Origin of the sequence: Arthrobacter sp. AG367 (assembly GCF_007828995.1) — a bacterium.
GTDB lineage: Bacteria > Actinomycetota > Actinomycetes > Actinomycetales > Micrococcaceae > Arthrobacter.
This window is the reverse complement of sequence record NZ_VIVE01000010.1, coordinates 34184-58194: the sequence shown is the minus strand read 5'-3', so window position 1 is coordinate 58194 and position 24011 is coordinate 34184. Positions and strand designations below refer to the sequence as shown.

The 24011-nt window shown below is 64.9% G+C and carries 24 protein-coding genes; 17 read left to right on the top strand and 7 right to left on the bottom strand.

Translation table 11 applies throughout. The annotated features are described in order from the left end of the window. Positions 1 to 2: 2 nt before the first annotated feature. The gene (locus tag FB478_RS19110; RefSeq protein ID WP_142068396.1) at positions 3 to 1145 is read right to left on the bottom strand and encodes a Gfo/Idh/MocA family protein; all 1143 of its coding nucleotides are present in this window, start codon (positions 1143 to 1145) and stop codon (positions 3 to 5) included. Positions 1146 to 1284: 139 nt separating this feature from the next. Here FB478_RS19110 and FB478_RS19105 point away from each other — a divergent pair, with 139 nt between their 5' ends. The 10 genes from FB478_RS19105 (at position 1285) to FB478_RS19060 (ending at position 11568) form a co-directional block, all read left to right on the top strand. Next, entirely contained in the window at positions 1285 to 2187 is a 903-nt protein-coding gene (locus FB478_RS19105; RefSeq protein ID WP_144601328.1) for a PfkB family carbohydrate kinase, read from the top strand. A 20-nt stretch (positions 2188 to 2207) separates the two neighbouring features. Further along, complete coding sequence (locus tag FB478_RS19100) at positions 2208 to 3092, top strand: aldolase (RefSeq protein WP_144601327.1); 885 nt, start codon at positions 2208 to 2210, stop codon at positions 3090 to 3092. Between the two features lie 92 nt (positions 3093 to 3184). Continuing rightward, a complete protein-coding gene (locus FB478_RS19095; RefSeq protein WP_144601326.1) occupies positions 3185 to 4474 on the top strand; it encodes an ABC transporter substrate-binding protein in 1290 nt (429 codons plus the stop codon). After that, entirely contained in the window at positions 4471 to 5427 is a 957-nt protein-coding gene (locus tag FB478_RS19090) for a carbohydrate ABC transporter permease (protein ID WP_018771351.1), read from the top strand. The genes FB478_RS19095 and FB478_RS19090 overlap by 4 nt, the downstream gene beginning before the upstream one ends. A 4-nt stretch (positions 5428 to 5431) precedes the next feature. Beyond that, the gene (locus tag FB478_RS19085) at positions 5432 to 6247 is read left to right on the top strand and encodes a carbohydrate ABC transporter permease (protein ID WP_018771352.1); all 816 of its coding nucleotides are present in this window, start codon (positions 5432 to 5434) and stop codon (positions 6245 to 6247) included. A gap of 78 nt (positions 6248 to 6325) precedes the next feature. Beyond that, positions 6326 to 7765: an NAD-dependent succinate-semialdehyde dehydrogenase gene (locus FB478_RS19080; RefSeq protein ID WP_056389395.1), complete on the top strand. Its 1440-nt coding sequence runs from the start codon at positions 6326 to 6328 to the stop codon at positions 7763 to 7765. Continuing rightward, the gene (locus FB478_RS19075; protein WP_018771354.1) at positions 7766 to 8509 is read left to right on the top strand and encodes a sulfite exporter TauE/SafE family protein; all 744 of its coding nucleotides are present in this window, start codon (positions 7766 to 7768) and stop codon (positions 8507 to 8509) included. A gap of 43 nt (positions 8510 to 8552) precedes the next feature. Then, positions 8553 to 9827: an AGE family epimerase/isomerase gene (locus FB478_RS19070; protein WP_056389393.1), complete on the top strand. Its 1275-nt coding sequence runs from the start codon at positions 8553 to 8555 to the stop codon at positions 9825 to 9827. Positions 9828 to 9925: 98 nt separating this feature from the next. Then, complete coding sequence (locus FB478_RS19065) at positions 9926 to 10114, top strand: hypothetical protein (protein WP_018771356.1); 189 nt, start codon at positions 9926 to 9928, stop codon at positions 10112 to 10114. A gap of 212 nt (positions 10115 to 10326) precedes the next feature. Continuing rightward, entirely contained in the window at positions 10327 to 11568 is a 1242-nt protein-coding gene (locus FB478_RS19060) for an MFS transporter (RefSeq protein ID WP_056389391.1), read from the top strand. Between the two features lie 7 nt (positions 11569 to 11575). Here FB478_RS19060 and FB478_RS19055 read toward each other — a convergent pair whose 3' ends face one another. Next, on the bottom strand, positions 11576 to 11911 hold the full coding sequence (locus tag FB478_RS19055) for a cupin domain-containing protein (RefSeq protein WP_018771358.1): 336 nt from the start codon (positions 11909 to 11911) through the stop codon (positions 11576 to 11578). A gap of 147 nt (positions 11912 to 12058) precedes the next feature. Here FB478_RS19055 and FB478_RS19050 point away from each other — a divergent pair, with 147 nt between their 5' ends. The 3 genes from FB478_RS19050 (at position 12059) to FB478_RS19040 (ending at position 14571) form a co-directional block, all read left to right on the top strand. Continuing rightward, a complete protein-coding gene (locus FB478_RS19050; RefSeq protein WP_056389388.1) occupies positions 12059 to 12466 on the top strand; it encodes a DUF1304 family protein in 408 nt (135 codons plus the stop codon). An 88-nt stretch (positions 12467 to 12554) separates the two neighbouring features. Then, positions 12555 to 13766 carry a mechanosensitive ion channel family protein gene (locus FB478_RS19045; RefSeq protein ID WP_018771360.1) on the top strand — a complete coding sequence of 404 codons (1212 nt, stop codon included), beginning with the start codon at positions 12555 to 12557 and terminating at the stop codon, positions 13764 to 13766. 52 nt (positions 13767 to 13818) lie between these two features. Continuing rightward, positions 13819 to 14571 carry a metalloregulator ArsR/SmtB family transcription factor gene (locus FB478_RS19040; protein WP_056389385.1) on the top strand — a complete coding sequence of 251 codons (753 nt, stop codon included), beginning with the start codon at positions 13819 to 13821 and terminating at the stop codon, positions 14569 to 14571. A 68-nt stretch (positions 14572 to 14639) separates the two neighbouring features. Here the strand turns inward: FB478_RS19040 and FB478_RS19035 are convergent, their stop codons facing one another. The 5 genes from FB478_RS19035 to FB478_RS19015 form a co-directional block, all read right to left on the bottom strand. Further along, a complete protein-coding gene (locus FB478_RS19035; RefSeq protein WP_056389382.1) occupies positions 14640 to 15986 on the bottom strand; it encodes an alpha-L-fucosidase in 1347 nt (448 codons plus the stop codon). 57 nt (positions 15987 to 16043) lie between these two features. Further along, positions 16044 to 16943 (bottom strand): carbohydrate ABC transporter permease, encoded by a 900-nt coding sequence (locus FB478_RS19030; protein WP_018771363.1) that lies wholly within the window; start codon positions 16941 to 16943, stop codon positions 16044 to 16046. Beyond that, positions 16933 to 17820 (bottom strand): carbohydrate ABC transporter permease, encoded by an 888-nt coding sequence (locus FB478_RS19025; protein ID WP_223993986.1) that lies wholly within the window; start codon positions 17818 to 17820, stop codon positions 16933 to 16935. The genes FB478_RS19030 and FB478_RS19025 overlap by 11 nt, the downstream gene beginning before the upstream one ends. Before the next feature lie 91 nt (positions 17821 to 17911). Further along, on the bottom strand, positions 17912 to 19168 hold the full coding sequence (locus FB478_RS19020; RefSeq protein ID WP_051081442.1) for a sugar ABC transporter substrate-binding protein: 1257 nt from the start codon (positions 19166 to 19168) through the stop codon (positions 17912 to 17914). Between the two features lie 213 nt (positions 19169 to 19381). Further along, positions 19382 to 20119: a FadR/GntR family transcriptional regulator gene (locus FB478_RS19015; RefSeq protein WP_018771366.1), complete on the bottom strand. Its 738-nt coding sequence runs from the start codon at positions 20117 to 20119 to the stop codon at positions 19382 to 19384. Positions 20120 to 20302: 183 nt separating this feature from the next. Between FB478_RS19015 and FB478_RS19010 the strand changes: the two genes are divergently transcribed. Genes FB478_RS19010 through FB478_RS18995 form a run of 4 tightly spaced genes read left to right on the top strand, consistent with a single transcriptional unit; the run spans position 20303 to position 23985 of the window. After that, positions 20303 to 21700: an L-fuconate dehydratase gene (locus tag FB478_RS19010; RefSeq protein ID WP_018771367.1), complete on the top strand. Its 1398-nt coding sequence runs from the start codon at positions 20303 to 20305 to the stop codon at positions 21698 to 21700. Continuing rightward, positions 21697 to 22125: an RbsD/FucU family protein gene (locus FB478_RS19005; protein WP_134165909.1), complete on the top strand. Its 429-nt coding sequence runs from the start codon at positions 21697 to 21699 to the stop codon at positions 22123 to 22125. Before FB478_RS19010 ends, FB478_RS19005 begins: the two co-directional genes overlap by 4 nt. A gap of 10 nt (positions 22126 to 22135) precedes the next feature. Then, positions 22136 to 23011 carry an amidohydrolase gene (locus FB478_RS19000; RefSeq protein WP_144601325.1) on the top strand — a complete coding sequence of 292 codons (876 nt, stop codon included), beginning with the start codon at positions 22136 to 22138 and terminating at the stop codon, positions 23009 to 23011. A 2-nt stretch (positions 23012 to 23013) separates the two neighbouring features. Further along, a complete protein-coding gene (locus FB478_RS18995) occupies positions 23014 to 23985 on the top strand; it encodes an aldo/keto reductase (RefSeq protein ID WP_144601324.1) in 972 nt (323 codons plus the stop codon). The last annotated feature ends 26 nt before the right edge of the window (positions 23986 to 24011 follow it).

The following is a 24011-nucleotide window of genomic DNA, read 5'->3' as shown; positions in this document are numbered from 1 at the left end:
TCTTATGAACGTACCCCGAGGGCGGCATTGCCAAGCTCAACGGGGCGTCCTTCCGTAATAGAGCGTTCGGCGGCCAGGCCCATGCGTACGGACTGCAGTCCGTCCGCAACGGTGACTTCCACCGGCCCCTCGCCCAGGATGGCCTTCCGGAAGCCCTGGTGCTCATAGTAGGTGGAGCCGTGGTGCGCGCCGGCCGCCAGGACAGCCTCATCCACCGGAACCTCGTGCTTTTCGGGACCCAGCGGGGACCTTGGGCTGAATTCAACCGTCGCTTCAGCGTGGTCACCGGGAATCCAGTGGTTGGCGGCCACCGGGATGAGGGTTTCAATCTTGGCAGCATCCCCAACAATGGAGATGCGTTCCTGGAACTTGGATCCCTCGGCGAACATGGACAGCTCCAGCATGGCGCGGCGGCCGCCCTTGAAATCGACGATTACATAGGCGTTGTCCAGCATGTCCGACACCCGGCCGTCGTAGACCTCATCCATGTGGTTCACGTCGTGGCCGCCGCTGGCGAAGACGCGTACGGGCTCGTCCTGCAGGATCAGGCGCATCAGGTCGAAGAAGTGGCAGCACTTTTCCACCAGCGTCCCGCCGGTCCGTTCCGCAAAGCGGTTCCACGCATCCACCTTGTGCAGGAACGGAAAGCGGTGCTCCACGATGGAGAGCATGTGGATGTTGCCCAGCTTGCCGCCATGCGCCGCCTGGATGATCTCCTGGACCGGCGGCATGTACCGGTATTCCATGGCCACCCACACCGGGGCCGGGTAGCTGCCGGCCAGCGCCTCCAGTTCGTCCGCCTGCTCCGCCGTGGTGCACACGGGCTTCTCCACGAGGACCGGAAGGTTGGTCCCGCTGGCGAAGATGTCCTTGAGGATGCCCAGGTGGGTGTCGTTGGGGCTGGCGATCACCAGCGCGTCCACCAGGCCCGAGGCCAGCAACTCCTGGTGGGAAGGGAAAGTCCGCACCTCATGGCCGATCTCCTTCACCGTCTCTTCCAGTGAAGAGGGTGTGGGATCCGAGACTGCGGTGATGCGGCTTCCCGGGATCAGGGCAAGGTTCCGGACGTGTTCGCGTGCCATATGGCCCGCTCCAATGAGGCCATACCGGATGGTCCGGACCGATTCCGCAGTAGGCAATGACATGAGCTGCTCCGTTTCTCTACGTTGAGTGGGCGGGACCGCGGCGTTGCATCCCAAACACAACTATACAGAAAGTGTTGTTTTTCCAACATGCTATGTGTATATTTCTTCAGTATCAGCCGGAACTACAACGAGGTGGAACGTGCCCCAACCGTCAACCGGAACCCTGCTCTTCGTAGGCTGCGCCACTCTTGACGCCATCGCCCTGGTGCAGGATTACCCTGCCGCGGACAGCCGCACCGTAGCCACGGACTTTGCCACGGCGGGCGGCGGACCCGCCGCCACGGCAGCCGTAGCGGCCGCCCGCGCCGGAGCCAGGACGGCCTTTGCCGGCGTCCTGGGAACCGACGAAGAAGGGGACCGCATCGTCAGCGGCCTTCAGGCAGAAGGCGTGGACACCTCCGCCGTGATCCGCGACGCCGGCGTCAAGACCGGTGCCAGCGTGATCGTGGTCAGCAGGGCCACCGAAAGCCGGGCCATCGTCACCCGTCCGGTCCCGCCGGTCAGCTTCCCCGGGGACAGCCGCTTCTCCGAACTGCTCCAGTCAGCGGCCTGGGTCCACACGGACCACTTGGGCTGGAACGCGGTGGCCAATGCCCCCGCGCGGCCGGCCGGCCTGGCCATCAGCGTGGACGCCGGCAACCCCATCCCCGCCTTCAGCCCCCGCGGCGTGGCCCTGTACGTCCCCACCATCGAAAGGCTCCGCGCAGAATACGGCGAGGACCTCTCCCCTGAGTCGCTGCTCCGGAAGGCAACTGACGACGGCGCCTCCGCCGTCGTCGCCACCGCCGGCTCCGAAGGTGCCTGGGTTTTGGAACGCGGCGCCGAACCCGTCCACGTCCCGGCCACGCCCGCCACCATCGTGTCCACCCTCGGTGCCGGCGACGTCTACCACGGCGCCCTGCTCGCCGCCGTCGCTGCCGGGCTTCCACTGGTGGAAGCCGCCGTATTCGCCGGGCGCACCGCCTCCGCCTCCTGCGGCGGACTGGACGGCCGGTCCGCCATCCCGCACCAAACCGTCAATCTTGTCCCAGCCTCCAACTGACCACCGAAAGAAGCCACCCCATGAGCCATACCGACCTCTCCCCGCTCCAGCGCCCCTCCGGCGCCTTCGCCATGCTGGCCGTGGACCAGCGCGAAGCCATGCGGAACATGTTCGCCGAACACACCGACCAGCCCGTCACGGACCAGGACCTGCGCGACTTCAAGCTTGAAGCAGCCCGGATCCTGACCCCGTACGCCTCCGGCATCCTGATCGACCGTCAGTTCGCCCTGGACCAGGCCATCGAGGCCGGCGTCGTGGACCCCAGCTGCGGGCTCATCGCCTCCGCCGACCACTTCGAATCCGCCCACGGCGAGCTCGTTGGCGAGGTCACCATCGACCGGCTGGTGGATCCGCAGAAGTACGCGGCCCTGGGGGTGAAGGCCCTCAAGCTGCTGGTCCTCTACCGCCCGGACGAGCCCGCCGAAGGCCGTGTGGCCATGGTCCGTGAATTCGTGGAAAGCTGCCGGTCCGCCGGACTGATCAGCATCATCGAGCCCGTCTCCCGCAAGCCCCTGGCCGGCGGCGACTTTGACTGGGATGCCGGCATCCTGGCCGCAGCCAAGGAACTCGGAAGCCTGGGCGCCGACCTCTACAAAGCGGAGGTCCCCTTCCACGGCCAAGCCCCCGAAGACCAGGTCCGCGCCGCCTGCGCCGAACTGACCAAGGCCATCGACGGCCCGTGGGTGGTCCTGTCCTCCGGCGTCCCCGAGGACGTCTTCCCGGATGCCGTTCGGTGGGCCTGCCTGGAAGGCGCCAGCGGCTTCCTCTCCGGACGCGCCGTCTGGGCATCCTGCATCGGCGCCCCCGACGTCGTCGAATCCCTCTCCACCGACGCCGTCCGCCGGCTGCAGCGCCTCTGCGCCGTCGTTGACGACGTCGTCTCCGCGCAGAGGACGCACGCGTAGCCATAAGTGGCGCGCACCAACGTCCTGACCGGGGCACACCCTTTCCGCAGTAAGCAAACAAGGCACACCAAACACTCAACGAGGAGATTATTGTGAGTCAGATTTCACGCAGGCAGGCAGTCGCCCTTCTGGGAGCCATGGGCTTCGGCGCCGCTGCGGCAGCGTGCGCCGGGCCCGGCGGTTCCACCAAACCCGGCGGTGCCACCGGACCGGCGGCACCCTCCACCGGCGCCGTGACCGGCAGGGTGTCGTTCGCCCACTGGCGCGGCGAGGACAAGGCCGTGTTCGACGAACTCATCAAGCGCTTCGCCGCCCAGCACAACGGCGTGGAGGTTGCCCAGGACATCTCCACCTCCAACGACTACAACGCCCAGGCCCTCCAGAAGCTGCGCGGCGGCTCGATCGGCGACGCTTTTGCCACCTTCCGCGGCGCCCAGTTCAAGAACTTCACCGAAGCCGGCATCTACACCGACCTCAAGGACAGCAAGGCGGTGGGCAACTACCAGAAGGGGCTGCTGTCCGCGGGCCGGAACGGCGACAGCCAACTGGGCCTGCCCTACCAGGTGGTGTTCCCCATGCCCATGGCCAACGTGGATCTCTTTGACAAGGCCGGTGCGGAGATCGCCCCCAAGAACTGGGATGCGTTCCTGGGCATGTGCGAGAAGCTGGCCTCCGCCGGTGTCATCCCCATCTCCTGGCCGGGCGGCGATGTCGGAAACGGCGGCCAGCTGTTCAACTGCATGATTGCCAACAACGCCCCCGTTGACGACATGTGCGCCCAAATCGAACAGGGCAAGCTCAAGTGCACCGACGACTGGTTCATCAAGATGCTTAACCAGTACAAGGACCTGAAGCCCTTCGTTCAGCCCAACGCCACCGGCACCGCCGTGGAACCGGCCCAGAACCTGTTCTCCCAGGGCAAGGCTGCCATGCTGGCCACCGGCTCCTACCACATCGCCGCCGTGCGGGGACTCGGCGCCAAGTTCCCCATCGACCTGGTGTTCCCCAACACCACTTCCGACGGCAACGGCAAATACGAGGGCGCCTACAACGCCACGTTCATCCTCGGCGTCAACTCGGCCAGCAAGAACCAGGCCGCCGCGGCAGCCTGGATCGATTTCCTCTCCGAGCCCGAAAACGCCGGCTACTACGCCAACCAGACCGCCCAGCACGTGTCCGTGGACAAGGTGGAGTACACCAACCCGGACCTGAAGCGGCTGAGCCCCTGGCTGCAGAAGAAGACGGCGCTCGCAGCCCGCTTCCAGTTCCAGAACCTCGACGTCCGCAATGCGGTGGAGGCCAGTGCCACGGCCGTCATCTCCGGCACCAGCCCGGAACAGGCAGCCGCCGCCGCCCAGAAGATTGTTGATGAACGGCTATGAGCATCCATCCCGGAACCGCAGCCAAGGGCAAGGCGCCGGAGAGCCAAACCTCCGCCAACGCCCCCAAGGTGCGCCGGCGCTCCCCCACCCGGGTGAATCCGGCACTGTACCTCTTCCCACTGCCCGCCGTCGCCGTCGTCGCCTTCTTCCTGGTGATGCCCACGCTGCAGGCCTTCCAGTACGCCATCACGGACTGGAACGGCTTCTCGGCGGCCTTCAACTACGTGGGCCTGGACAACTTCATCCGTGCGTTCACCAAGGACTCGCTGTTCACCAATGCCCTGACCAACAACCTGAAGTTCGTGCTGCTGGTGGTCATCGCCCAAACGGCGTTCTCGCTGGTCCTGGCACTGCTCCTCACCCGGAACTCACGCGGCAGCATCCTGCTCCGCGCCCTGTTCTTCTTCCCCACCATCCTGTCTTCGGTGTCCGTGGCCTTCATCTGGAAGTTCATCTACGACCCCAATTTCGGCCTGGCCAACTCGGTCCTCAGAACCGTGGGGGTGGACGGCGGGGCCTACCTCGGCAATGACGCCCAGGCCCTCTACTGGGTTGCTGTCACCCAGGTGTGGTTCCATTCCGGCCAGATGATGGTGGTCTATATCGCGGGGCTGCAGGCCATCCCCAGGGAACTCTACGAAGCAGCCGAAATGGACGGCGCCAACAAGTGGCAGCAGTTCAAGTCCATCACCTGGCCATTCGTGGCCCCGGCCACGTCCATTGTGGTGGCCTACACCACCGTCCAATCGTTCAAGGCATTCGACCTGATCCTCGGTATCGCGGGCAACCCGCCCAAGGCTGCCCTGGACATCCTGTCCACCCGCATTTACAGCACCTTTGCCAACTCGGAGTTCGGCTACGCCGCCGCCCAGTCGATCATCTTCATGGCGATGATCGCCCTGGTCACCTGGCTTCAGCGCCGACTGCTCCGGCTGACCCCGAAGGGGGAATAGCAGCATGCTCGCCTCACTAAGCCGCCGCGCCATCCTGGCCATCTATGCGGTCATCATCATCGTTCCACTGACCGTGGTGGCGTTCGGCAGTTTCAAGTCCACGCAGGAACTGTTCGCCGGGCCATTCAGCCTGCCGCACTCCCTCTCCGCCGACAACTTCGCGGAAGTGGTGGGCGGCCAGAACCTGGGCTCATCCTTCATGAACAGCGCGATCGTCACGGGTATCTCCGTGCCGCTCACCCTGTTCCTTGCCAGCCTGGCCGGCTACGCCGTGTCCCGGCTGAAGGGATTTATGGCCTGGGCCATCTTCGGGTTCCTGGTCCTGGGCATGGCCATCCCGGCGCAGGCCAACATGGTGCCGCTCTATGTGCTCTTCGGCCGGCTTGGCCTGCTGGACAACCTGGCCGGCCTGGTCGTGGCCAACGTGGTCTCCACGCTGCCCATCGCCGTGTTCATCCTGGGCGGGTTCATGCGGACCCTGCCCAAGGAACTCTACGAGGCCAGCTCCATCGACGGCAGCGGACCGTGGAAGACCTACTTCTCCATCGCCCTGCCGCTCTCGGCGCCCTCCATCGCCGCAGCCGCCATCTTCCTGTTCGTCATCCACTGGAACGAGTTGCTGTACCCGCTGCTGTTCATCCAGTCCCCCGGCAACCGCACCCTGCCGCTGGCTCTGCTGAGTTTCCAGGGCGAGTTCCAAACCAACTACCCGCTGCTGTTCGCCGGCGTGATCCTGGCATCCCTGCCCGTCGTCATCGCCTACGTCTTCCTGCAGCGCTACTTTGTAGCCGGCATCACCGCCGGCGCGAGCAAGGGATAAGGAACCAGGCCCGGGCCCGGCTTTGGCGGCCGCCCGGAACTGTCGAATCTTTTCCCAGCCCTACGAAAGGCACAATCCATGAACCTCAAATCCGCCCGGCACCTCATTAACGGCACCTGGCACACCTCCGGAACCGCCAAGGACGTGATTGACCCGGGCAACGGCACCACCGTGGGAGAGGTGGCCTGGGGCACGGCCGACGATGCCACCAAGGCCGCCGGCGCCGCCGCGGAGGCCTTCAATTCCTGGTCCGGCTCCACCGTCCGCCACCGGGCAGACCTGCTCCGCAACGCCGCCGACCTCCTGGCAGAACGCCGCGACGAACTGGCCCACACCCTGGCACTCGAAGCCGGCAAACGGCTTCCCGAAGCGCAGGGGGAGGTGGACTTCTCCGTGGAGTACTTCCGCTGGTTCGCGGAGGAGGCGCGCCGGGCCACCGGCACCGTCAGCCCGCCTGAACTGCGTGGCCGCCGCCATCTGAGCCTGCGCAAACCCATCGGAGTAGCGCTCAGCCTCACCCCCTGGAACTTCCCGGTCTCCATCCAGGCGCGGAAGCTCGCCGCGATGCTGGCCGCAGGCTGCACGGTGGTGGGCCGGGTGTCTGAGAAGGCGCCGCTGGCTGCCACGGGACTGTTCGAAGTCCTGCACGACGCCGGCTTCCCCGCCGGCGTGGTCAACGTGGTCCACGGCCCCTCCCGTGACATCACCGCCGCCCTGATGTCCCACCCCGCGGTCAGGGCCGTCAGTTTCACCGGATCCACCGGCGTGGGCCGGCAGATCATGGCCTCAGCCTCGGAACGCGTGGTCCGGCCACTGCTGGAGCTGGGCGGCAACGCACCCTTCATCGTGTTCGAGGACGCCGATTTGGACGCCGCCGTCGACGGTGCCGTCCTGGGCCGGCTCCGCAACACGGGCCAGTCCTGCGTTGCCGCCAACCGGTTCCTGGTCCAGGAGGGCATCGCGGAGGAGTTTGCACAGAGGCTGGGCGCCCGCTTTGATGCGATGAGCATCGGCCACGGCGTTCCCGACGGCGGCGCACCGGTTCCGGAGCTCGGTCCCGTTATCGACGCCGAAAGGGTGGCCGCGGTTCAGTCCCTGGTGGACGACGCACTCAGCCGGGGCGCCCGGCAGGTCACCCAGCGCACCGACGTCCCGGCCAAGGGGTCCTTCCTGGCACCCACCCTGCTGGCGGACGTCCCGGACGACGCACGCCTGGTGACCGAGGAAGTCTTTGGCCCGGCGGCCGGCGTCGTCACCTTCTCCTCCGAAGAGGACGCCATCAGGAAGGCGAACGCCACCGAGATGGGCCTGGCTGCCTACGTGTGGACCAGCAGCGCCAAGCGCGGCTGGGACATTCCCGAACGCCTCGAAGCCGGCATCGTGGGCGTCAACGATCCCCTGCCCTCCGTTGCTTTCGCTCCCATGGGCGGCGCCAAGCAGTCGGGCCTGGGCCGGGAAGGATCAAGCCTGGGCCTCGAAGAGTTCGAGGAGGTCCAGTACGTGGCCTGGCGGCCGTAAGTGCTGACCACCGGACTGGTGCTGGGCGCCGTCGTCATGGGCGCCGGGATGCAGCGGATCACCGGGATGGGCTTCGCCCTGGTGGCCGCGCCCTTCCTGGTCCTGCTCCTGGGCCCGGTGGAAGGAGTAGTGCTGGTGAATGTGTGCGGCGCCGTGACGGCGGGCGCCATCATCTTCCGGGTGGTGCGGGACATCGACTGGAAGCGGTACCTAATGCTCGCGGCCTCGGCGCTGCTCGGCATTGTCCCGGCCGCATTCCTGATCCGGCTGGTCCCGGCGGCGGTCCTGGAAATTTCCATCGGGGTGATCCTCGCCGCCGGACTGACCATCCTGCTGGCCCTGAAGTCCGCCACGCTGCCGGCGCGCCGGCGGTACCTGCTCACCGCCGGCAGCCTGAGCGGGTTCATGAACACAGCGGCAGGAGTGGGCGGTCCAGCCGTCAGCATGTATTCCATCGCCACCCGGTGGCAGCACAAGTCCTTCGCGGCCACGATGCAACCGTACTTCTTCACCATCGGCGTCTTCTCGCTCATCTCCAAGGCGATCACCGCGCCCCAGACGTTCCCCGTGATGCCCCTGGCGATGTGGCTCGCCGTCGCCGTCGCCTGCCTGGCTGGCCTGGTTCTTGGCGACCTCGCCGCCAAGCACGTCCCCACCCGCGCCGCGCAGATATTGCTGATCGTCCTGGCCTACCTGGGCGCGGCCGCCACCATCATCCGCGGCATATCCGATGCCGTCGCCTGATCCGACATTTTCACCTGCACCAGCACCAGAGAGAGGAATTAACATGACGTGGCTCGACAGTGCCGCCCACGCACGATGGCTTGAGGCGGAGACGGACCGGCTGGTCCGCTTTGCCGAGGCCTCCAAGGTCCCCACCGGATTCGGCTGGCTGGACAACTACGGCAAGGTGTTCGCCGACAAGCCCACCCATCTGTGGATCACCGCCCGGATGACGCACAGTTTCGCCGTCGCCGCGCTGATGGGCAGGCCGGGTGCCGCGCTCCTTGTGGACCACGGCATCGCTGCGCTCAACGGCCCCCTCCACGACGATGAGTTCGGCGGCTGGTACGCCGAGGTGGACGCGAACGGCCCCGTGAACGATACGAAGTCCGGCTACCAGCATTCCTTCGTGCTCCTCGCCGCTGCCAGTGCCGTCGCCGCAGGGCGGCCAGGGGCCCGCGAATTGCTGGACGAGGCGCTCCGGGTGGCTGACACCAAATTCTGGGACCACCAGGCCAACATGTGTTTCGACTCGTGGAACCGGGAATTCACGGAAACCGAGGCATACCGTGGCGGAAACGCGAGCATGCATTCCGTGGAGGCATACCTCATTGTGGCCGATGTGACCGGGGAGAACCGCTGGCTCGAACGGGCCCTGCACATCGCCGAAGTGCTCATCCACAACTTTGCCCGCAACAACAACTACCGGGTGTTCGAGCACTTCGACCCGGAGTGGAACCCCATGCCGGAGTACAACACCGATGACCGGGCCAGCCAGTTCCGGGCGTACGGCGGCACCCCAGGCCACTGGGTTGAGTGGGCGCGCCTGCTCCTCCACCTCCGTGCCGGGCTCGAAGCCCGCGGCCTGGACGTCCCGGCCTGGCTGCTCGACGATGCGCGCGGCCTGTTTGACGCCGCCATCCGCGACGCCTGGGAACCGGACGGCCACCCCGGCTTTGTGTACACCGTTGACTGGGAGGGCAAGCCGGTGGTCACCACCCGCATCCGCTGGGTGCCCGCCGAGGCAATCGGGGGTGCGGCAGCCCTCTATATCGCCACGGGGGACCAGAAGTACGCGGACTGGTATGAGCGGATCTGGGACCATGCCCGTGACTGGTTCATCGACTACGAGCATGGGTCCTGGAAGCAGGAACTCGACGAGAACGGCAATGTCTCCTCCACCGTATGGTCAGGCAAGGCGGACATCTACCACCTGTGGCACTGCCTGGTGGTCCCCCGCCTTCCGCTGGCCCCCGGGCTGGCACCGGCGGTCGCGGCAGGATTGCTGGACATACGCCTTAACCAAACCCTGCAGGCCAGCGAATCAGCCGGCCGCTGATTCGGCACTTCGTCCCGGGCGGCACGCCCCCGGCTTGCCCCCGGAAACAGTCCTCCTGAACAATCCCCCTAAAACGACCCCCTTCCGAAAGGACAGCGATGTCTGCCATCTCCCCCGAAGAATCACTCCTGCGCGTCGCCGCTGCGGACCATGAGCCCGTGACCCTGCACCTGGACGCCGCGCGGCCGACGGCGGTGCGCATCGAAGTGCAGGGCACCTGTACCTGCCAAGGCAGTGCGTCCGGCCGGCCGGGGTCGTACACGGACACCGATTTCGGCCGCAGGTAGGACTTCCAGACCGGAATCACGGTTCGGGGATCACGGCCGGGGACCAGGTTCGGGGAGCCTGGCAGCGGGTCCCGCACGGCAGGAGCGGGAGCACGATCCGGACAACGTGTCATGTCTGTGACAGACCCTTCGATCCGGTAAATTTAAGGGAGGAATTGTCAGGCGAGCAGCGCCGCATTCCACACCCTCCCCCTTGAATGGACGCTTCCCCCATGTCTTCCGCGATCCCTGCGCCGGAACCTGCCCGTTTTCCGTATGCCGCGATGGTGGTCCTCGCCACCATCGCTTTTACGGCCATCTCCACTGAACTCCTGCCGTCCGGCCTGCTGCCCCAGATCAGCACCGGCCTGGGAGTGTCCGAGCCGGTGGCCGGCTACCTTGCCGCCGCCTACGCCGCCGTCATTGTTGTCACGGTGGTTCCGGCCGCCCGGTTGCTGGGGAAGATTCCCCGCCACGCCCTGCTGGTTGGGCTGGTCCTGACCTTCGCGCTCAGCAACGCGATGGTGGGACTCGCACCGGATTTCACCGCCGCGATGATCGCGCGTTTGGTGGGCGGGCTGGCGCATGGGCTGCTGTGGACCACCATGGCGCCGTTCGTATCCCGCGTGGTCCCGGCGGACAAGGTGGGCAAGGCCCTGGCCATCGTGTTCAGCGGCAACAGCCTGGGCCTGGCCATCGGCGCTCCGGTGGGTACGGCTCTGGGCGTATTCCTGGGCTGGCGCGCAGCGTTCCTGGTGCTCGCCGGGTTCGGCGTGGTCCTGACCGTGCTGGCGTTCTGGCTGCTTCCCCGCGTCCGGCGCATTACCGATTCGGTCCGGCCGTCACTGCGCAAGGCCATCGGCCAGCCCGGCGTGAAGTCGGTGGCCACCGCCTGGCCGCTGCTGGTCCTGGCCCACTTCGCGCTGTTCACCTATATCGCGCCGTTCATCCGCGAGGCGGCCCTGCCGGACTACGCCATCAGCCTCTCGCTCACGGTACTGGGCGGGTCCGGACTGCTGGGTATTTGGATCGCTGGACTCACCGTGGACTCGCGTCCCCGCCGCTCGCTGCTCATCACGACGGCGGCCATCGCAGCATCGATGTTCCTCCTGCCCCTCGCCGTGGGGAACCTGCCCGCGGCCCTGGTGCTGATGACCATTTGGGGAGCCGGCCTGGGCGCGATCGGCATTTACAACCAGTCGGCGATCCTCCGGGCCGGCGGCGAATACAGTGAGGCCGCGAACGGGCTCACCGTCCTGACCATCCAGCTGGGCATCACCGTCGGGGCACTTTACGGCTCCGCGGCCCTGGTGGTTGGCGGCCCGCTGCTGGTCCCGGCGGCGGCGGCGATTCCTGTGGTTGCCGCCCTGGTGATCACCCTTGCCGGTAAGCGCTACGCCTACCCACCAGGCCCCCGTGAACGCATCTGGCTGGAGCCCCGGCCGGTGAAGGACACCGTCAAGGACCCGGCCTGACCCTGGGTCAGTCCCGGTGCTTGGCCACCGTGAACAGGAAGGTGGAGTCCTCCTCGGCGTGAAGGCTGTGCAGACCGGGCGGGACGATCAGCAGGTCGCCGGACTTGCCCTGCCAGGATTCCCCGCCAGCGCGGAGGCTGACGCAGCCCCGGATCACGAACACCGTGGCGTCGCCCGGATTCTGGTGCTCACTCAGCTGCGTTCCCGCGGTCATCGCCATGACCGTCTGCCGGAGGATCTTTTCGTGGCCCCCGTACACCGTGTCCGCAGCCCTTCCGTTCGGGGAGCCGATGGCTGCTTCGAGCTGCTGCCGGGCCAGCGCGTCAATCGATATCTTCTGCATGGGCCCAAGGCTACCCACGTGGTGGGGAGATGAACACGTGCCAAACGGCCTTCCGGTGCGAGCGCGGGCGCCAGCGTCGGCGTGGGCGTCCAAGATCCCCCAATCCGGGGATGGAGCAGCCCGCAGGCGCAGCCCTACGCTGCAAGCATGAACACCGCAGCGCAGGTCTTCGCGGTACTCGCCGCAGCCATCTACATCGTCGTGTTTCCAGTGGAGAGCTTCCTCCTCCGCCGTCACCGGTGGGCTCAGAAGTTCCTGAGTACGCCGCCGGAAAATGTGCGTGCAGTGATGATGTGGGCCATCCCCACCGGTTACAGGAACCTGGTGATTGCGCTGGGGGTGATCGCCGGAGTGGTTGCCGCCAACTCCGGGCAGCTCGTGGTGGGCTACACACTGGTGGTCTACTGCTGCGCCAACATGGTCCTCACCGCCCCCACCATGCTGCTCGCCGACATCCAGGGCCACTACCCAAGTAAATGGGAGAGTGTGCCGGGAACCCTCGCGGCCACCGTCCCGGCACTCGTTGCCTTGCTCCTGCTGCCGCTGGGGCCATAAGCGGGGCACGCCAAGGCGCCGGCGCGATTTCGGTCCTGCCGCCGAAGTTGGTAGTGGTTAACGGATGCCAGACCTACTTAACCGCGCCATGCCCTTCCTTGCCGTCGCCGTGGCGGTGGCCGCCGGACTGGTCCTGTCCTGGCTGCTCCGCAAGGTGGTCCTCCATCTGAACCGGAACCGGCCCGAGCTGCAGGCAACCTCCCGGGTGGCCCGCCAGCCCTTGCGGCTGGCACTGTGCCTGGTGGGCGTCCGTGCTGCCCTCAGGCTCACGGCCAACAACGAAAGCTGGCACGCCGGCGTCGACCATCTCCTGCTGATCGCCCTCATCGGCGCGGTCGCCTGGCTCGCCGTCGCGGTGCTGCTCATCGTGGAAGCCGTGGTGCTGAACCGGCACAGCGTGGACGTGGCGGACAACCGGCGGGCACGGCGCCTGCGCACGCAGATGATCCTGGCACGGCGCATCGCCGTGGCACTGGTGGTGGTGCTCGCCGTCGGCACCGCGATGCTGACCTTCCCCGCCATCCAGGCGCTGGGCGCGGGGCTGCTGGCGTCCGCCGGGGTGATTTCCATCGTTGCGGGCCTCGCCGCGCAGACGTCGCTGGTGAACGTCTTCGCCGGCATGCAGTTGGCGTTCACCGATGCCATCCGTGTGGACGATGTGGTGGTGGTGCAGAAGGAATGGGGCCGGATCGAGGAGATCACCCTCACCTACGTGGTGGTGCACCTCTGGGACGACCGGCGGCTCATCCTGCCGTCCACCTACTTCACCACCACGCCGTTCGAGAACTGGACCCGCCGCCAGTCCGAGGTCATGGGCACCGTGGAGTTCGACCTGGACTGGCGCGCCCCCGTGGAGGACATGCGCACCGAACTGCGCCGCGTCCTGGCGGATTCCGAGCTCTGGGACGAGCGCGTGGGCGTCCTGCAGATCACCGACGCCACCGGCGGCTTTGTCCGCGTCCGGATCCTGGTCAGCGCGGCGGACAGTGCCGCGCTCTTCGACCTGCGCTGCCTGGTCCGGGAAACCATGGTCATGTTCCTGCAGCAGAACCATCCGGAGGCCCTGCCGCACCAGCGCTGGGAGCAGGCAGCGGACGACGGCGGCACGGCCGCACGGCGCAGGGCACCACTGCGCGGGCTGGGGTCGCCCCCGGCCGCCGGTGCCCGTCCCCCGGCGGACCCGCACGAATCGCAGCTGTTCACCGGCTCCATCGAGGCAGTGGAGAGGTCGCGCGCGTTCACCGGGCCCGGTGAGGAAGTGTTCGAGGAGCGGGACCGGAACCTTGCCTCCCGCAACTGAGGCAGGCAAGACCCCTTGATAGGTGACCATTAGGTCACATATCATTGCTGTCATGGACGACGTGTTCAAGGCACTCTCCGACCCCACCCGCCGGGACCTGCTCGATGAGCTCTACCGCGAGGACGGCCAAACCCTGAGCGCCCTTGAAGCCCGGTTCAGCATGAGCCGGTTCGGGATCGCCAAGCACCTCCGCATCCTGGAGGACGCAGGCCTGGTGGTGACCCGCCGTCGGGGGCGGGAAAAGCTGCACTTCCTCAATCCTGTCCCCATCCGCCTGGTCCACGACCGCTGGGTCAGCAAATACGCAGAACCATGGGCCGCTGCCCTCAGCGACCTCAAATCCAGATTGGAAAGTCCCATGGAAAAAATCTTCGAGATCTACATCAAGACCACGCCCGAACGGCTCTGGGAAGCCATCACGGACAGCGACATCCGCAGCAAGTACCAGTTCGGCAACACCATCGATTCCGACTGGTCACCGGGCGGACGCTTCGTGATGGGCAACCCGAAGGCCGGGGAGGCCCTCGGCGAAGGCGAAAACCTGGAGGTGGACCCGCCGCGCCGCCTGGTCCAGACCATGCGCGCCCTGTGGGGCGAGGACGTCAAGGCCGAGGGCACGTCCACCATCACCTGGGAGATCGAACCGGTGGGCGATTCCTGCCACCTCACCGTCACCCACAGCGACCTGCGCGAGGGTGCCAACGAACAGCTTTACGGCGGCTGGCCGATGATCCTCTCCGGCCTGAAGACATGGCTGGAAACCGGCGAAAAACTCACTACGCCCGGCTCGCTGATGTACACCTAAGCCATTGATTTTGAGGTAACGCACGACGGCGGCGGGTGCTGCCCGCCGCCGTCGATGCACTTCCGGGACTATGCCTTGGGGACGCGGACGATGGCCGGCCCGGTTCGGTCAGGCGACAGGGTGACTTTGAGTCCATCCACGGTGGCCTCGACCGTTCCGCCGTCACCCGCCGCTGACGCTTGTGACAATGAGAACCTGCCCGCGTCCAGCTTCAAGGCGGCTTCCGTTCCCCCGCCTAGCAAGTCAACGAAGGCCACGGCTTCCGTTCCGCGGTCAACCCAGCGGATCCAGGGGTCGTCGCTGCTTGCCACGGTTCCATCCTGAAGCGGACGGGCACCCACGAGGTACTGCTTGGCGGAAGCCATCCAGTGGCCAAGATCGGTCAAGGCCTGGCGCTGGATCTCAGGAATGGTGCCGTCCGCCCGCGGTCCCACGTTCAGCAGGAAGTGGCCACCGCGGGAGACCACGTCCGTGAGCTGGCGGGCCAACTGCTGGCCGGTCAGCGACTGCTCCGGTCCTTCCACCTGGTTGTAGCCGAAGGAGAATCCGATGCCCCTGCAGTTCTCCCACTCGGATTCGGACTCGTTCTCCCTGGCCGCTTCGTACTCGCTGGTGGCATAGTCCTTGTGGGTGGCGCCCCACCGGTCGTTCACCACGCCTTGCGGACTGATCGAGTAGAAGTGCTCGAACAGCCGGCCGAGCCCGTACTCGCCAAAGTGCTTGCCGGCGTCGGGCCATTCGATGTCGTTCCACAGGACGTCTGGACGATACTTGTCCACCAGGTCCACCACGTGGTTGTAGGCGTATTCGGCGTAGCCGGCGTCCTTGGGGCGGGAAGTGTCGTGGACGCTTTCGCTGGTGACGTGCGGCGGGAAGGGGCGTACATGCCAATCCAGTCCGCCGGAATAGTACAGGCCCAGCTTCAGGCCCTTGTCACCCACGGCCCGGGCGATTTCGCCGATCAGGTCCCTGCGCGGTCCGCGGTGGACCGTGTTCCGTTCGCCTGTTCCCGGAGCGTCCCAGAGCGCGATGCCGTCATGGTGCTTCGTGGTGGGCACCACGTAATCGGCACCGGCGAATTTGAACAGCTCCACCCAGTCCCCCGGATCGAACTGTTCTGCTTTCCACTGGTCCAGGAAGGCGTCGTAGTCCTCGCCTCCGAACACGTCCCGGTGGTGCTGTTGGGCAGGACTGCCGTCAATGCGGATGGTGTTGTAGTACCACTCCGCATAAGGGTTGTGGGTAAACCACTCGCGGTCCTCGATGGTGCCCAGGGCGCCGATGGGTTCGGCCCAGGCGGGAACGGAGTAGGCGCCCCAGTGGATGAAGATGCCGAACGGCGCGTTCTGGAACCACTCCGGCACGGGCCTGGCCAATTTGTTCCAGTCTTCAGGCATAGCTGTGCTGTCAGTCATAATGCACTCCAATTTCCAGATGGTTGATTTTGGGAATTCCAGGGGTCAGGGCGGTGCTCAGCGGCCGCCGAAGCCGCCCATGCTGACGCCTTTCACGAGCTGGCGCTGCAGGAGGATGACGACGAGCAGGCTGGGAATCACCGCCAAAGTAGCGGCCGCCATGAGCGGTCCCCAGTCCGTTCCGCGTTCACCGGAGAACATGGAGAGCCCCAGTGGAATGGTTGCCTGCGAGACGTCGTTGATGACGATCAGCGGCCACAGGAAACTGCTCCAGTAATCGATGAAACTGAAGACAGCCACCACGGCCAGCGGCGCACGGACAAGCGGAAGGATCACGCTCCACAGGATCCTGATCGAACCTGCTCCGTCGATACGGGCTGCCTCTTCAAACTCAACGGGCAGGGACAGCAGGAACTGTCGGATCAGGAAGGCACCGAAGGCACCGAAAGCAAAAGGGACGATGAGCGCCGGCAGGGAGTTAATCATGTCCAGCTTTGCCATCATGATGTAGAGCGGAATTACCAGGACTTCCTGGGGCAGCACCAGCGTGCCAAGGAAAACGAGGAACAACTTCTCCCGGTGCCTGAACTGCAGCCGGGCAAAAGCGTAGGCGGACAGCAATGACACGACCGTTGTCAGCACCGCTCCGGAGACGGCCACCAAGAAGCTGTTGATGATGACCCGTCCGAAGGGAATAGCGGTCCACACTGTTTGGTAGTTCGACCACTCCACGCGGGAGGCAAGGAAGCTGGCACCGGTGGAGAATATTTCGGAGGTGGGCTTCAGCGATGTGGCGAACATCCAGAGGAACGGGAAGAAGAACGCAGCGCCGACCAGGACAACGCCGATGCGGCTGACGAGGCGGCCGGCCCGCCTCTTCTTCCGCGACGCTGTTGCGTGCCGACGGTGCGCGAGGCCCTTGTCGATTTCCGGTTGGGCGAGAGTTTCAGTTGTCATAGTTGACCAGCCTCTTTTGCTGCGAGAACTGCAGTGCGGTGATGAGCATGACGATGACGAACAACGCCCAAGCGAGTGCCGACGCGTAGCCGAGCTTGTCAAAGGAGAAACCGTTGCGGTAGAGGTACAGAACGATCGTGTTGGTGGAATCGCCCGGCCCGCCGAGTGTCAGCAGGTAAGGCTGGGTAAATACCTTGAAAGAGCCGATGATGGTCATGACCGTGCAGAAGAAGAGCGACGGCGACAGCATCGGCAGCACCACCCGGAAGAACCGCTGCCAGGCTCCTGCCCCATCGATGCGGGCGGCCTCAAGCAAATTCGGCGAGATGCCGCTGAGCCCTGCGCCGAGAACGATGATGTTGTAGCCGATCCCCTGCCAGACAGACATTGCGATCAACGACCCCATGGCGAGCTGGCTGTCACTGAGCCAGGAAGGCCCGTGTATGCCAAAGTTGGCCAGAAAGCTGTTGATGACGCCGTCATCGGTCAGCATCAGGCGCCAAACCAACGCGTTGGCGACCATGGGGGTCACCACCGGAATGAAGAACAGCACCCGGAAGAACGGGCCCCAACTGCCCAGGTTGTGAAGCCAGATGGCAACAGCCAGGGCAGCGATCAGGTTGACCACGGTGTAGGAGACGGCAAAAAAGAGGGTGTTGCCCAGAACCGTCCAGAACACCGGGTCACCAGTGAGCAGCCGAACGTAGTTGTCCAGCCCCACGAATTTTGGTGCCCCGAACAAGGGCCAGTCGAACAGGCTGATGACCAGCGAAGCCACCAGCGGAAGCACGATAAAAATCAGGAACCCGAGCATCCCGGGAGCGAGGTAAGCCGCTGCGAGCCGGCCCTGCCCGCCCCTGGCGGGGGTCCTTTTCACGTCTTTGACAGCAAGTGTGGGTAAAGCAGTCATCGTTGACCTGTTCCATGAAGGGGACAGGCTCCAGTGCGGGAGCCTGCCCCCGGGGAGTTTACTTGGCTGAATTCATGATGGTGGAGAGGAGTTCCTGCGCGGTCTTGCTGCCGCGGAAGCCTTCTCCGGAGTACTGCGTGAAGTTGGTCTCCACCTGGTTCCAGCTAGGGGTGGTAACCAGCGGACGCCCGCTCTTCAGAAGGGCCTGGACAACTGCCACGTCAGCCGCCGGCTTGGTCCCGGCCCAGTCCTTCACCGCGGACTCAACAGATGGAACGGTTCCACGGGCGGCCCCAACAGCGCCGATGACCTCAGGGGTGGTGATCTTCATGATGTTCTTGAAGGCAGCTTCTTTGTCCTTACAGGACGCTGCGATGGCAAACGCGGACCCCTGGATCATGCCGATGCTCTCTCCCGAGGTGGAAGGGACGACGGCGATGCCCACCTTGCCCTGCGTTTTGGTGGTCAGGGTGTCGTACATCCAGGGACCGTCGATGATCATCGCCGCCTTGCCGCTCATGAACTGCTGCTCCGGCACATCGGTCCCGTCCGACGCCTGCGGCGGGTTCGCTACTTGCGCCTTTGCCACAAGGTCGAAGGCAAACTGCTGGTCGTTGACGAGGCCCTGGTTGGTGAGGTCAAGCTTTCCATCCTTGACCGGTTCATTGCCGTTGGCGAATGCCATGGGAAGCCCCGGGCCCGAGCCGAATCCCGGCGGCACTGCGAGGCCCATCACGCCGCCTTTTGTCAGCGCCTTAAGGTCGGCCGCGAACTGGCTGGTGGTGTATTTGGTGGTAGGCGGCGCCACGCCGGCCGCGGCCAGGAGATCCTTGTTGTAGTAAAGAACCACCGGTTCGGCGTCATAAGGTATCCCCCGCAGCGAGCCATCAACGGTCAGGCCGTCGATCATTGCCTTGTTGTACATGGACACGTCAATGTTGTTGCTCTTAACCATGTCGTCCAGCGGCACCGTAAGGTCCTTAAGCTCCTGGGCACGAGCCGCCTGCGTTGTGATGATGCACGGCGCTCCGGAACTGGAGAGGCGGGTCTTGACCTTGGTCCAGTAATCGTTGAAGCTCGGACCCTCCAAAGTGAGGTTGAATGCAGGGTCCTTTTTCTTGGCTGCGTCCACAAAGGCCTGCCACTGGGCCCTGTCGTTTTCATTGGTGATCCAGGTGTACATGGCGGAGGCTTCCTTGCTCTCCCCCGATGATGAACTCCCGCTTGAGGAACCACATGCGGTAAGGCTTCCGACGGCAAGGGCTGCAACCGCTGCAGCTGTCAGCAGCTTGCCGGTAACACGGTTAGTCGACACAACGAACGTCCTTTCAATAGCTGGGGACAAAGGCTGCCCGGCGACGTCCTCGTGGCCTGCCCGCTGTAATTCCCGCAACCCTTGTCCCCAACAGCATGACCCGCCCCAGTTTGGAAAGTCAAGGAATCATCTGATCTTTTTGACTCCAAAATTCCTGGATCGACCCTAAACCGGCTATTTGTCGGAAATAGTCAATACAAGGTCTGACGAATCCTACGTCTGTTCCTCAAGCTCGGGAGCGGGAATGGTTGTCACGTAGTCCTCCACCGCGTACAGGTGGTTCGCCATGCGGGTTCTGGCCCTGTCCACGTCATTCCGCCTGAGCGCCTCCAGGATTCCCAAGTGCTCCCGATGCGTGGCCAGCAGGCCTTCATTGTCATGAATGGACCGCCACATCCGGCCGCGGATGGTGTTGGTGGAGACGGTTTCGATCAGCGCTGACAGCACGTGATTCCTTGAGGCATGGGCGATGAGCCGATGGAATTCGATGTCACACTGCATGGCGCCGGCATGGTCTATGGGCGATGCTTGAATGGCCGCGTTCGCCCGCTCCAATATGCTTTCGGCCTCGTCGAGTTGCGAGCTTTCGATACAAACCGCCGCCGCGGCAGCAGCCTCTGTCTCAAGGGCCCGCCGCACAGTGTGCACCTGGTTTGCCCGCTCTCCATCCTGCAGGCCCACCCAGAATTCCATCGCGGAGAGCAAAGCCGACGGCTCCAGCCTGGTCACGAAGGTGCCGGCGCCCTGCCTCGTCTCCAGAATGCCCATAGTGGACAATGCCCGCACGCCCTCCCGAAGCGAACCCCGGGAAACCTGCAGCTCTGCTGCCAGGTCCTTCTCAATGGGCAGCCGGTCGCCGGGCCGAAGCCTGCGGGACGACAGCATCTGCTTCACGCCCGAAATAACGACGTCGGTTTGGGACATCGACCCAGTGGAGTTGCTGTTGGTCATCGCAGCCGCCTTTCCCAGTGCATCGTCTAGTGACGCTGAACGCACAATTCACTTTCATCAGATGTATCCCTTGGAAAGGGATGCTTCTTCCGATATTCTCATCAAATACTTCCACATACATCAGATGACGCTCGCGATGTTGCTGGAGCGCCGTCTTCACGGCCTGAACCTGGAGGGCTCACCTTGCCACAAATCACCGGTTTCGATATTTTCGACGTGCGGTTTCCCACGTCGCTTTCCGCAGACGGTTCAGATGCCATGAATCATGACGCAGACTACTCCGCTGCGTACATCGTGCTGAAAACGGACGACCCAGACCTTTATGGCTGCGGCTTCACCTTTACCATCGGCAGGGGCAATGAGGTGTGCTCCGCCGCGATGGAACTGCGCGCCAGGCCCCTCATAGGCCAAGACTTGGATGTCCTTTGCGGCAACCTTGGCGAGGCGTACCGAAGCTTGAAACGTGATTCCCAGCTTCGCTGGCTGGGGCCCGATAAAGGCGTGGAGCACCTTGCCCTCGGAGCCGTGATGAACGCCGTCTGGGATCTTGCCGCCCGCCGCTCGGGAAAGCCCCTGTGGCGTTACCTGGTGGACATGACCGCCGAACAGATCGTGGACGCGGCCGACCTCAGCTACCTTTCAGACGCCCTCACCCGGGAGGAAGCCCTGGCGCTTCTGGAACGACTCGACCCCACCCGGGATCAGCGCATCCACCAGCTGGCCCGGGACGGCTACCCGTGCTACACCACCTCGGCCGGTTGGCTGGGCTACTCGGACGAGAAGCTACGGCGGCTCTGCCAGGAGGCCGTGGACCAGGGCTACCGCCACATCAAACTCAAGGTTGGCGCATCCCTCGAGGACGACATTCGCCGCCTGAGGATCGCCCGCGAAGTCATCGGGCCAGAGGGCAACCTCATGATCGACGCAAACCAGGTATGGGATGTTCCGCAGGCCATCGACTGGATCAAGCAGCTGGCTGAATTCAATCCGCTGTGGATCGAGGAACCCACCAGCCCGGATGACGTCCTGGGCCACGCCGAGATCCGAAGGGCCGTCCAACCGATCGGGGTGGCCACCGGCGAGCACGGCATGAACCGCGTCCTTTTCAAACAGCTCTTCCAGGCCGGGGCGATCGACTATTGCCAGTTGGATGCCTGCCGGCTCGCCAGCGTCAACGAAGTGCTGGCCGTCCAGTTGATGGCCGCCAAGTTCGGTGTCCCGGTGTGCCCACATGCCGGCGGGGTAGGTCTGTGCGAACTCGTCCAGCACCTGTCCATCTTCGACTTCATTGCCGTCTCCGGAGACCTGGCCGGCAGGGTCACCGAATTCGTGGATCACTTGCACGAACACTTTGTGGATCCGTGCATCATCCGGGACGGCGCCTACATCATGCCGGCGAACCCTGGGTACTCGTCGGAACTGAAGGAGCAGACGTTGCAGGCGTATTCCTTTCCCCGGGGCAGTTATTGGGCCGGCACCGACGCCGGCCAAGCCGAACAGGCATGGGAATCGGCCCGCGCTGAGCGCGGTGTCGCCTTCGCTCGGGCAGGGACCGGGGAAAGGGTAGGGGAACAGGCATGATCAACTACACACTTACCCACCCGGGCCTGCTCGCAGCCCTCGCTGAATCCGGCCACGGCTCGCAGATCCTCCTGGCGGACGCAAACTACCCGCACAACACCGGCGCCCCTGCAGCCGCGAGGCGGATAGCCCTGAATCTGCGGCCCGGCCTGCTGACCATTGACCAGGTACTGGAGGTGCTGATCGACGCCGTTCCGCTCGAAGCCGCCGCGGTAATGACGCCTCCGGACGGAAACTGGACGGAGGCAGTCAAAGGCTACGAACGAGCGCTGGGCACCGCAATTCCCATCACTTCGCACCAGCGCTTCGACTTCTACGATGCCGCGCGGTCGCCGAACGTCGCCGTCGTCATCGCCAGTGGGGACACCCGGCACTACGCGAACCTGCTCCTGACCATCGGCGTTCGGCCCGACGGACAGGCATGAGGGCTGACAGTTGCTTCAGGTAATAGACTCACACGTCCACATCTGGGACCCTTCCGTGCTCAGTTATGACTGGTTGAACCGTGCCCCTTCCCTGAACCGGCCCTTCCTTCCACGGGAACTTCCACACGCGCCCGGGACGCAGGCCGTCTTTGTGCAGGCCGATTGCCGTGATGACCAGGCGCTGAAGGAAGTTGACTGGGTGGCGAGCCTCCGGGCCACCTGGCCGGAGCTGGCGGCGATTGTGGCCTATGCCCCCATCAACCGCGGGGACGGCGTGTCCGAAGACCTTGCGGAGCTGTGTCAGCGGCCCCTGGTCCGCGGGGTGCGCCAGCTGTTCCAGGACAGGGAGGCCGGTTTCATGCTGACGGCGGAAACACTGGCCGGAGGCCGCCATGTAGGGAGGGCCGGGTTTGCCTTCGACGCCTGCGTCCGCTCGTGGCAGCTTTCGGAACTTGCAGCTTTTGCTGCCCGGATACCGGAACTGCGCATAGTGCTGGACCACATGGGCAAACCACCCATTGCAGCCGGCAGCCTCAGCGAATGGAGCACAGCGATGCGTCGATTGGCCAGGCTGCCCAACGTCGTCGTGAAGATTTCAGGGGGGGGCGCGGAAGCTGACCCCACGCGTCCACTTGGGCCGCAGGCGCTGCCCTTCATCCTGGAAGCCCTAAACGTTTTTGGGGCCGATCGGTGCATGATCGGCAGTGACTGGCCGGTCTCTCTGACGGAGCCGGCCGCGTACCAGGACTGGATTCTCACTGTGGAGCAGGCGATGTCCGACGCCTCCTCTTACGAACGCGAAAACGTCGCCCGTGGAACCGCAGTTCGCGCTTACGGACTCAAGGCAGTCCGGGGTCCGGCACACCCGGAAGAGGAGAAAGACTAACCATGCAAACAGAAACCCGCACCATCCCCGGCACCGCAATCCAACTGCCCGTCCTCGGGTTCGGGGGCGCCCCCATCGGCAACCTGTACCGGCAGGTGCAGGAGCAGGAAGCGATCGACGCCGTTGAAGCAGCCTGGGAGGGTGGCGTCCGGTACTTCGACACAGCCCCACACTACGGGCTGGGACTTTCGGAGCTCCGCCTTGGAAAAGCACTCGCCGGCCAGGACCGCAACAGCTACGTGCTCAGCACCAAAGTGGGGCGCCTACTGCGACCCAACCCATCCCCGAACGGTAAGGACACCGAGGGGTTCGACGTGCCCGATGATCTGGTCCGGGTCCGCGACTACTCACGCGAGGGGGTGTTGCGCTCCATCGAGGAAAGCCTCCAGCGGCTCGGGACTGACCGGATCGACATCGTCTTCATCCACGACCCGGACGACTACTGGAGCGAGGCTGTCGACGGTGCCGCACCCACCCTGTCCGCCTTGAGGGATGAGGGCGTCATCGGTGCCTGGGGCGCAGGCATGAACCAGTCCGAAATGCTCGCCCGCTTCGTCACCGAAACGGACATCGATGTGATCATGCTGGCGGGCCGGTACACGCTGCTGGAGCAGGGAGCAGCAGCGGATCTGCTGCCGGCGTGCCTTCAGCGGAAAGTGGGAGTAGTGAACGTCGGAGTCTTCAACTCCGGCCTGCTCTCCAAAGACCGTCCGGCGCGCGACGCCACCTACAACTACCAACCCGCGCCCCCGCAGCTTTTAGACCGGGCAAACCTGCTGGCCGACATCTGCGAGTCGCATGGAACCACCCTCCCTGCCGCCGCCTTGAGGTACCCGTACCAGCACCCCGCCGTGACAAGCGTGGTCCTGGGCATGCGGACGCCCGAACAGGTGAAGCAAAACCTCGATCTGGCATCGCAGGCAGTCCCGGACCAGCTATGGGCCGAGCTGCGCAACCGCGGCCTCATCACGTAGTTCCCCCAACCCAGCAGCATCAATTA